At 72.5% G+C, this 9,219-nt stretch carries 10 protein-coding genes, 1 tRNA gene and 1 pseudogene; 6 read left to right on the forward strand and 6 right to left on the reverse strand.

The window, feature by feature from the left end; all coding sequences use genetic code 11:
- Window positions 1-282, forward strand: a pseudogene (locus UK12_RS30720) (beta-ketoacyl-ACP synthase); the annotation flags it as partial.
- 89 nt (window positions 283-371) lie between these two features.
- Here the strand turns inward: UK12_RS30720 and UK12_RS30725 are convergent.
- Complete coding sequence (locus UK12_RS30725) at window positions 372-866, reverse strand: DUF3145 domain-containing protein (protein ID WP_045306491.1); 495 nt, start codon at window positions 864-866, stop codon at window positions 372-374.
- A gap of 392 nt (window positions 867-1,258) precedes the next feature.
- The gene (locus UK12_RS30730) at window positions 1,259-2,299 is read right to left on the reverse strand and encodes an NADP-dependent oxidoreductase (protein WP_045306486.1); all 1,041 of its coding nucleotides are present in this window, start codon (window positions 2,297-2,299) and stop codon (window positions 1,259-1,261) included.
- Window positions 2,300-2,422: 123 nt separating this feature from the next.
- Between UK12_RS30730 and UK12_RS30735 the strand changes: the two genes are divergently transcribed.
- Together UK12_RS30735 and UK12_RS30740 are read left to right on the forward strand one after the other, a co-directional pair.
- The gene (locus UK12_RS30735) at window positions 2,423-2,923 is read left to right on the forward strand and encodes a MarR family winged helix-turn-helix transcriptional regulator (RefSeq protein WP_231591454.1); all 501 of its coding nucleotides are present in this window, start codon (window positions 2,423-2,425) and stop codon (window positions 2,921-2,923) included.
- A gap of 151 nt (window positions 2,924-3,074) precedes the next feature.
- Window positions 3,075-4,571, forward strand: coding sequence for an LCP family protein (locus UK12_RS30740; protein ID WP_045306493.1), 1,497 nt, complete (start codon window positions 3,075-3,077; stop codon window positions 4,569-4,571).
- Window positions 4,572-4,655: 84 nt separating this feature from the next.
- Here UK12_RS30740 and UK12_RS30745 read toward each other — a convergent pair whose 3' ends face one another.
- The 3 genes from UK12_RS30745 to UK12_RS30755 all read right to left on the reverse strand — a co-directional run bounded on the left by UK12_RS30745 (window position 4,656) and on the right by UK12_RS30755 (window position 7,000).
- Window positions 4,656-5,564: a 1-aminocyclopropane-1-carboxylate deaminase/D-cysteine desulfhydrase gene (locus tag UK12_RS30745; RefSeq protein ID WP_045306487.1), complete on the reverse strand. Its 909-nt coding sequence runs from the start codon at window positions 5,562-5,564 to the stop codon at window positions 4,656-4,658.
- A 38-nt stretch (window positions 5,565-5,602) separates the two neighbouring features.
- Window positions 5,603-6,349, reverse strand: coding sequence for a class F sortase (locus tag UK12_RS30750; RefSeq protein ID WP_045306488.1), 747 nt, complete (start codon window positions 6,347-6,349; stop codon window positions 5,603-5,605).
- Window positions 6,350-6,523: 174 nt separating this feature from the next.
- Window positions 6,524-7,000 (reverse strand): hypothetical protein, encoded by a 477-nt coding sequence (locus UK12_RS30755; RefSeq protein WP_052682320.1) that lies wholly within the window; start codon window positions 6,998-7,000, stop codon window positions 6,524-6,526.
- A 268-nt stretch (window positions 7,001-7,268) separates the two neighbouring features.
- Between UK12_RS30755 and UK12_RS30760 the strand changes: the two genes are divergently transcribed.
- Both UK12_RS30760 and UK12_RS30765 read left to right on the forward strand, forming a co-directional pair.
- The gene (locus UK12_RS30760) at window positions 7,269-8,120 is read left to right on the forward strand and encodes a polysaccharide deacetylase family protein (protein ID WP_052682323.1); all 852 of its coding nucleotides are present in this window, start codon (window positions 7,269-7,271) and stop codon (window positions 8,118-8,120) included.
- Between the two features lie 132 nt (window positions 8,121-8,252).
- Window positions 8,253-8,447 (forward strand): hypothetical protein, encoded by a 195-nt coding sequence (locus UK12_RS30765; RefSeq protein ID WP_045306489.1) that lies wholly within the window; start codon window positions 8,253-8,255, stop codon window positions 8,445-8,447.
- A gap of 147 nt (window positions 8,448-8,594) precedes the next feature.
- Here the strand turns inward: UK12_RS30765 and UK12_RS30770 are convergent.
- A tRNA-Ile gene (locus tag UK12_RS30770) sits at window positions 8,595-8,671 on the reverse strand.
- Between the two features lie 208 nt (window positions 8,672-8,879).
- On the opposite strand from UK12_RS30770, the gene UK12_RS30775 reads away from it, so the two are divergent.
- Window positions 8,880-9,219 (forward strand): hypothetical protein (locus UK12_RS30775; RefSeq protein ID WP_197085302.1); only part of this gene is annotated, 340 nt, incomplete at its 3' end.

The following is a 9,219-nucleotide window of genomic DNA, read 5'->3' on the forward strand; positions in this document are numbered from 1 at the left end:
GAGCTCGGCGAGCACGTCGACCACATCGCCGTCTCGGCCACCAAGTCGATGACCGGCCACCTGCTGGGCGGCGCCGGCGGCATCGAGACCGTCGCCACCGTGCTCGCGCTGCACAACCGCCTCGCCCCGCCGACCGTCAACGTCGACGACCTGGACGACGAGGTCGACGCGGACATCGTGCGCGGCGAGCCCCGCAAGCTCCCCGAGGGCCGGATCGCCGCGCTGAACAACTCCTTCGGCTTCGGCGGCCACAACGTGGTCCTCGCCTTCCGCACCATCTGACGTAGCGCATGCCGGGGGCACGGGGCTCTGTTCGATCGAACGGAGCCCCGCGCCCCTGATGCGTCACGCCGCCCCTGCCGAGCGGGTCCCTAGACCACCTGGTGCAGCCAGCGGACCGGGGCGCCCTCGCCCGCGTAGCGGAAGGGTTCGAGCTCGTCGTCCCAGGGCTTGCCGAGCAGCCGTGCCACCTCGGCCTCCAGGTCGCTGCCCTCGGTCTTGGCCCGCAGCAGGACGGCCCGCAGCCGGTCCTCGGGGATCAGGATGTCGCCGTGCATCCCGGTGACGGCATGGAAGATGCCGAGTGCGGGCGTGCTGCTGTAGCGCTCCCCCTCGGCGGTGGCGCAGGGCTCGCTGGTCACCTCGTACCGGATCAACTGCCAGCCGCGCAGGGCGGATGCCAGCTTCGACGCGGTGCCGGGCTCACCCTGCCAGGAGAACTCGGTACGCCAGTGACCGGGCGCGGCCGGCTGGCGGATCCAGTCGAGGCTGACCCGCACACCGAGCACGCCCGCGACCGCCCACTCGACGTGCGGGCACAGCGCGCGGGGCGCGGAGTGGACGTACAGGACTCCACGTGTCGTCACCGGGACCTCCAGGCTGTGGACGAGGGTCGCCTTCCCCAGCTGCCTCGTACCCGCCACCGGTCCTGTCTCACTGCGTGACCAGTTCCTGCCCCCGTGGCGCCCAACTTATTCGACATTAGGTCATCAAGTTGAGCAAAACGGACAAGCTCTCGCTCAATGCTAGCCAGATCCGCCACGAGGTCTACCCCTCCTCCGGATCTCTCCCCCGAACGGCCCCATCCAGAACGGATCAACCGTAGCGGCCCTGCTCCACAACGGGTGTGACGGACCGTCGAAACGGCCGGATCCTTGCGCAGACGTGCGCGGAGACGCACGGGCACGCACACACCGGCACACGCAGAGCGCCCCCGCGGAGACGAGTCCGCGGGGGCGCTCCGGCAGCCGACGGGGCGTCAGGAGGCCAGCTTGACCACCATCTTGCCGGTGTTGTCACCGCGCAGCAGGCCGATGAAGGCCTCGGCGGCGTCCTCCACGCCGTCCACCACGGTCTCGTCGTAGTGCAGGCTGCCGTCCTTCAGCCAGCCCGCCATCTCGGCGACGAACTGCGACTGGAGCGCGGCGTGGTCGCCGACCAGCATGCCCTGCAGACGCAGCCGCTTCCCGATGGCCTGCACGAGGTTGCGCGGACCCTCGGGGGCGCCGGTGGAGTTGTACTGCGAGATCGCGCCGCAGAGGGTGGCCCGGCCGTGCACCTTGAGGGCGGAGATGGCGGCCTCCAGGTGGTCGCCGCCGACGTTGTCGAAGTAGACGTCGATGCCCTCGGGCGCCGCCTCGGTCAGCTGGTCGCGGACCGGGCCGTCCTTGTAGTTGAAGGCGGCGTCAAAGCCGTAGTCGTCCACCAGCTTGGCGACCTTCTCGGCGGAACCGGCCGAACCGACCACCCGGGCGGCACCCCTGAGCTTGGCGATCTGGCCGACCAGCGAGCCGACCGCACCCGCCGCACCGGAGACGAAGACGGTGTCGCCCGGCTTGAAGCTCGCGACCTCCAGCAGTCCGGCGTAGGCGGTCAGTCCGGGCATGCCGAGGATGCCCAGGTAGTAGGAGAGCGGGGCCAGCTCGGGGTCGACCTTGACCGCGCGCTCGGCGTCCACGGTGGCGTACTCGCGCCAGCCGAGGCCGTGCAGCACCGCGTCGCCCACCTCGAAGCCCTCGGCCTGCGAGGCCACCACGTAGCCGACCGCGCCGCCGTCCATCACCGCGCCGAGCTGGAACGGCGGGACGTAGGAGCGCACGTCGTTCATCCGCCCGCGCATGTAGGGGTCGACCGACAGGTACGCGTTGCGGACCAGGATCTCGCCCGGACCCGGCTGTCGGACCTCGGCCTCGACCAGGGTGAAGTCGGTCGGCTTCGGCCAGCCCTCCGGCCGGGCCGCCAGATGCCACTCGCGGCCGGTGGTGGGTACTGCCTGCTCCGCTACTGCCTGCTCTGACATGGATGCACTCCCTGGGCTGGGTCGTCCCCGGACATGAACTGGTCGACCTGAAAGGTTGATCTACTAAAGCAATCGTGGACATGAAAGGTTCAGGTTGTCAACTTTTCAGCTAGACTCGGAACCATGGAGATGCAACCGAATCCGGTCGCCCCGCCGCCCGCCGACGCGATCACCCGCGAGGTCGTGGACCTCATGGCGAGCCTGGTCGCGCTCTTCCACCGGGAGTACGAGGAGGCCGCCGCCGCCCGATCGCTCACCGGCGCCCAGGCGAAGGTGCTCGCGCTGCTGAGACGCGGCCCGATGCCGATGCGCCACATCGCCCAGACACTGAGCTGCGAGCCATCCAACATCACCGGCATCGTGGACCGGCTGGAGAATCGCGGGTTCGTCACCCGGGAGGCCGATCCGCAGGACCGCCGGGTCAAGCTGGTCGCCGCCACCGGGACCGGCAAGGACGCCTCCGAGGAACTGCGCGAGTCGCTCAACTTCGCCCGCGAGCCACTGGCCGCCCTCGCCGAGGACGAGCGGGCCCAACTGCGTGACCTGCTGCGCCGGATGCTCGAAGGCGCAGGGCCGGACTCCGCCACCGGTCCGGCCAGCGCCGTGGAGCACGCCCCTTCCTGACGCGGCCTCGCCCCGGGGGGATCACGGATGCCCGAATCCCCCTTGCTAGGGTGCGCACTCGTGTAACCGGACGCCTCGCCGAACCGTCTTTCTGGTGAGAGCCGCACCAGATCGCCGAACTCCCCGGGCTGCCGTACAGAGAGCGCTGATGATGACCGACGCCAAGAGCCGTCCCCCGAAGGGCGCGCCCGCCTCCCTCAGAGTGCGGCTCGCCCGTGCCGCCGGTGCCACGGCCGCCGTCCTGGTCCTGGCCACCGCCGGCGGCGGCGCCTGGTTCTACTGGCACATCGACCAGAACATCAGCACCTTCGACGCGGGTGGCATCGCCCCCAGCCGACCGCCGGCCGCCGCCCCCGCACCTGGCGGCGGACGCCCGGTCAACGTCCTGCTGCTCGGCTCCGACACCCGGGACAACGGCAACGACTCGCTCGGCGGCGGTGACCTCGGCGTCGGCCACTCCGACACCGCGATGCTGCTGCACGTCTACGGTGACCACCGGCACGCCGTCGCGGTGTCGATACCCCGCGACACCCTGGTGACCATCCCGCCGTGCCGGCTGCCGAGCGGGAAGTGGACCACCGCGCACGCCAACCAGATGTTCAACTCGGCCTTCACCATAGGCGAGTTCCCGCAGGGCAACCCCGCCTGCACCCAGAACACCGTCGAGGCGCTCACCGGCCTGCGGGTCGACCACACCGTGGTGGTGGACTTCAAGGGCTTCTCCGCGATGACCGAAGCCGTGCACGGCGTGGACGTCTGCGTCCCCAACGACGTGGACTCGTACGGGATAAAGCTCACCAAGGGCCGCCAGACCCTCTCCGGGCAGCAGGCACTGGACTACGTCCGGGCACGGCACGGTTTCGGCGACGGCTCCGACATCGGCCGGGTGAAGCGCCAGCAGGCCTTCGTCGCCTCGCTCGTCAAGAAGGTCCAGGCCGAGGGCCTCAACCCGGCCACCCTGCTCCCGCTGGCCGACGCCGCCACCAAGGCGCTGACCGTCGACCCGGGGCTCGGCACGGCGATAAAGCTCGCCGACTTCGCGCAGTCGCTGCAGAACATCAAACTGCAGGACATCAACTTCGTGACCGTGCCCTGGCGTTACTCGGGCGAGCGGGTGGCCCTGGTGCACCCCGACGCCGAGCAGCTCTGGAACCTGCTGCGGCAGGACGACACCCTGGACGGCCACAGCACCGGCCAGCTCGCCGCGAGCCCGTCCTCCACCACCCCCCCGGCCGCTCCGTCCACCTCGCCGTCCGCCACCGCCGCCGCCGGCGCCGATCTGCCGGTGACCGTCGTCAACGGCTCCCGGACCGGCGGACTCGCCAAGCAGGCCGGCGACGCCCTCAAGGCGAAGGGGTACCGGAACATCACCCTCGGCGCCGACGCCACCGGTCGCGGCACCACCCTGATCACGTACGCCCCGGACCGGCAGAGTGCCGCCGAACAGCTCGCCCAGTACTTCCCGGGCGCAGAGCTGCGGGCGGACCCGTCCGCCGACGGCGCCACCGTCACCCTCGGCCGGGACTACGCGCCGGACGACACCGCCTCCGCCGCCCCGAGCGCGCTGCCCACCACCATCCCGACCACCATCGCCGACAACACCCGCGCCGCCGACAGCGACCTCTGCTCCAACCTCTCCTTCGGCTGACCCCCGGAGCCCCACGGAGGTGCGGGGGAACCGCGCGCAGCGGCGCTCACGACGGCGTGCCGAACGCGAGCAGTCCTCGCGCCCTCAGCCCCCGACCGGATCGGGCAGCCCGGTGATCACCACGGTCACCCTGGTCCCGGGCGCCAACTCCCCTGCTGCGGCGAGGTCGTGGACCGCCAGCAGAGTCTTCGCCACGTACCGGCGCTCCACCGGCACCCCGTGGCGCCGCTCGAACTCCACGGCGAACGACTCGACTTCGGCCGGGACCTTGCCGTAGCCGCCGCCGTGATGGCCGTGGTGGATCCGCCAGTTGCCGAACTCCCGCCCGTACGCGGCCCGGTGGAGTCCGGCCACCTCGCCCTCCAGGTAGCCCTCGCCGCGCAGCACGGCCACCCCGAGCGCCCGCGCACCGTCGGGCAGTCCGGCCGCGATCCCGGCCAGCGTGCCACCGGTGCCGACCGGGCAGCAGAGCAGGTCCCGGGCCCCGAGAGCGGGAATCTCCGCCGGGATCTCCGCCGCGCCCCGCACCGCCAGGGCGTTGGACCCGCCCTCCGGCAGCACCAGGCAGCGCCCCCAGCGCCGCAGCAGCGCCCCGTGCTCGCCGTGCTCCCCGCCCACCAGCCCCCGGTACGCCGAGCGGGAGACGAACTCCAGCTCCATCCCGGCCGCCTCGGCCGCCCGCAGCGACCAGTTGCGCGGCGCCGCCGCGAGCTCCTCGCCCCGGATCACGCCCACCGAGGCCAGCCCGAGCGCCTGCGCGGCCGCCGCCACCGCCCGGACGTGGGTGGAGTACGCCCCGCCGAAGGTCAGCAGTCGGGCGTGCCCGTCGGCGACGGCCTGCGCGAGGTTCGGGGCCAGCTTGCGCCACTTGTTGCCGGGGACGGCCGGATGCGCCAGATCGTCCCGCTTCAGCCGCAGCTCCACGCCTGCCCGGGCGAGCGCCGGGTCGGCCAGGACCTGCAGCGGGGTCGGCAGGGCGGCTGGGGTGAGCATCCGGCCAGCATACGGAAGCGCCGCCCCGGTTCGGCGGCTCAGGCCTGCCGGGAGGACTGGAGATGGGCGAAGACCACGATGTTCTCCGTGTAGTCCTTCAGCTTGCGGTCGTACGAGCCGCCGCAGGTGATCAGGCGCAGCTGGGCGTCGGGGGTGTCGGCGTACACCTCGTTGTCCGGGAACCCGTTCTTCGGGAAGGTCTTCACCGCGTCCACCGCGAAGACCGCCACGGTGCCGTCGGCCCTGGTGATCTCCACGGTGCTGCCGGGGGCCAGCGTGCGCAGCATCAGGAAGACCGCGGGCCCCTTGGCGGTGTCGACGTGTCCGGCGAGCAGCGCGGGACCGCGCTCGCCCGGTGTGGGGCCCCCGCGGAACCAACCGACCAGGTTGGGGTCGTCGGGGCGCGGGACCTCCAGGGTGCCGGCCGCGTCCAGGCCGAGCTCGGTGAAAGGGGCCTCGACGGCCAGCTGCGGGATCCGGATCCTGGTCGGCTTGGACCGGGCCAGCGGAGGCACCGCATTGCCCGGGGCCGCCGGGGCCTTCGCGGCGGGGCTCGCGGCGGCGGCCGACGGTACGGCGGCCGAGGGCGCGGCGGCCGAGGGCGCGGCGGCTCCGGCCACGGCGGTCGGCGGCTGGACGGGCACCGTGCGCTGGTCCACGGACTGGTAGATCACCAGCAGCCCCAGCGCCGCCGCGCACATCGCCCATCTGAGGAGTCGCGGACTGCTGTCCCGGCTGCCCGGGTCCTGCTGCTCGGGCTCCGTCGGAGCCGTCCCGTCGGCCATCGGCGTTCGTACCTCTCTCGTCTGCTCCGGCCTCGTCCGGGAAGGGCTCCCCCGGGGGCTGGGATGTGTCCGGATTCCGGCGTCCTGGCCCGGCCGCGGCCGGACTCTTCGACGCACCGTCGTGGCCGACACCACGAAGGCGTCGGCCACGACGAAGAGGGAACTGCCGAGTCCTCAGCTCGTGCCGCCGGCCACCCTGCGGCGGCGCAGGGTGTACGCGCCGAGGCCCAGGCCGCCGCCCAGCAGCGCCACGCCGGAGGCCAGCCCGCCACCGGCGAGCGCCAGACCGCCGCCACCGGTGTGCACGCCACCGCGCGGCTTCCGGCCCTCCTCGCGGTAGCCCATGCTCTCCTGGTGGTCGTCCCTCCGGTGGTCGCCCTTTCCGTGCTCGCCCTGGCGGCGGTCCTCCCGGCGACCGTCCTTCGGCCCGTCGTTCCTGCCCTCATCCTTCCTACTCTCGTCCTTCCAGCCCTCGTCCTTCCTGCTCTGCTCGTCCCAGACGTGCTGGTCCTCGACGGCTGCCGGACCGCCCTGGGACGCCTGCTGCCCCGACGGAGAACCTGGGTTGCCCGCCGCGTGGACGGCGGGGGCACCGAATGCGAGGACGGCGGCGATGGCCGCCCCGGCGATGAGGATGGGCTGCACGCGCATGAGGCTGATCCTTCCGGCGGGTCCGGGCGACAGCCGATTCGGTCACCGGCTCAGGAATCGCGGACTCACGCCTTCATCACCGTCAGTCACCGGATGGCCACTCGCCACCGCTGGGCTCCCATCCGGGTGAGCATCCGGCCCGCCGGCCGGGGCCACGCCCACGGATGGCGGATTGCAGCTGACTCGGATTCAGCTGTTGGGGTGGCACTCGGCGTCGGAGCGGCCTTCACCTGCGTAGCGAAGCCGGGGTCGAGGGAGATATCTCATCATGCTGTCGCATCATCAGATGATTTCCCGGAGGCTGCTTCTGAGCATCGCCGGGGTGACCGTGCTGTCCACCGGCGCCTGCGGCCCACCGGCCGGAAACCCGAGCGACGCCTCGCACTCCGGACCGCCCTCCGACACCCTTCCGTCGGCCGCCAAGCCTGACGGGGCGCCAGGCGCGCACCCTGCCCCCGCCGCTTCCCGCACCGGCTCCCCGGCGGCCAACACACCCGGCCCGCCCCCTGGCCCCGCGAAGCCGCAGCCGGTCACCGATCCGCTCCTGGAGCTGGACGCCTCGGAGCGGACGATCGCCCTCACCCTCGACGACGGCCCGCACCCCACCCACACCCCGGTCGTCCTGGAGCTGCTGCGCAGCCACGGGATCCGCGCCACCTTCTTCCTGATCGGCGAGAACGCGGCCGAGTACCCCGCGCTGGTCCGGGCCATCGCCGGCGAGGGCCACCACATCGGCAACCACACCTGGACCCACCCCGACCTGCGGCACCTGCCCGAGCCCCAGGTCCACGACGAGCTGGAACGCACCTCGGACCTGCTCCAGGGGCTCTCCGGCAGACCCGTCACCTGGTTCCGCGCACCCGGCGGCGACTGGGCGGACGTCACGCTGCGGGTCTGCGCGGAGCTCGGGATGCGGCCGATGGGCTGGTCCGTCGACCCGCGCGACTGGGACCGCCCGGGGACTGCGCAGATCACCAGTCGGGTACTGGAAGGCGTCCGCCCCGGCTCGATCGTGCTCAACCACGACGGCGGCGGCGACCGTTCCCAGACCGTCGACGCCCTGCACACCTACCTGCCGGCCCTGCTCGCCGACGGCTACCGCTTCACCACACCGCAATGAGCCGGAACCGCTGCGCCAGGGCCCGAGTCTCCCGGGGAGGGGAACTCGGTGCGAAGAGCCGCGGGGGAAGCGGCTCGGCCGAACCGCCGACCGAGCGCGAGCGCCTCCACGCCGGCAGCACCGGCGCCGTATGTGACGCAGCTCATCGTGGTGACACAGCCCGCCGACCGGAACTCGGACGAGGGCGACTCGGCGGCGGCGGTCATCACGGCCGTCGCGGGACTGATCATCGCGGTCGCCGGCCGGATCACCACGGTCCTCGGGGTCCTGCGCCGGACACCCGCTCCTGCGGCGCAGTCCGCTCCGGCCACCGGACCGGACGCGTGACGAATGCCGGCTCGCGGGGACGGACCGCCTGTGACGGATCGTCAACCCACTGCCCGCAGGGCGCTCCCGGACGGGTGAATCTCGGCCTGTCGGGCCTCGAGCGGGCACTACCTGCTCTACAGTTCATCCAGGTGAGCCCTGGCTTTCTGGTGGGGCGGGTGGGACTCGAACCCACGACCAAGGGATTATGAGTCCCCTGCTCTAACCGGCTGAGCTACCGCCCCGGCTCGCCGTGCGGCCGGGCAGCGCCCGGTGCAGCAGCAGACGGCCCCTCAGGGCCGTCCCCGGCAGCATAGCTGGTCGATCAGCCCTGATGCGCGCCCGGGGCCGCATCCGAGTACACCGAGGTGTGCACCTCCCCGTCCGGACGCACCGCCCTGGCGGCAATCCGCCTGATGGGTGAGGCTGGGAAGTCGGCACGGGGCAGTTCGGGTGACCTCGGCGACACGGGCGGACCAGGGCGGTGGACAGGTGGCGGTTCCCGGGCGGATCGTTTTGCGGGTGTGCGCGGCCGCCTGCGCCCTCGGGCTGGCGGCGACCGGGTGCGCCTCATCGCACCCGGCAGGCACCGCGACCGCGTCCGGCAGCCGGGCGGCAGCGAGCGCCGGCGGCACCGCCACCACCCACGGCTGGAGCCGCCAGCGTCTGCTCGCCGCGATCACCAAGCACCCCGGCACCACCCGCACCGCCCGGGCCACCCCCGTCAACGCGCAGGTCGGCGCCGTCTTCACGCACGACGCGACGGGCGACCACTTCTGCACCGCCAGCGTGG

It is taken from the genome of Saccharothrix sp. ST-888 (assembly GCF_000955975.1).
GTDB lineage: Bacteria > Actinomycetota > Actinomycetes > Streptomycetales > Streptomycetaceae > Kitasatospora.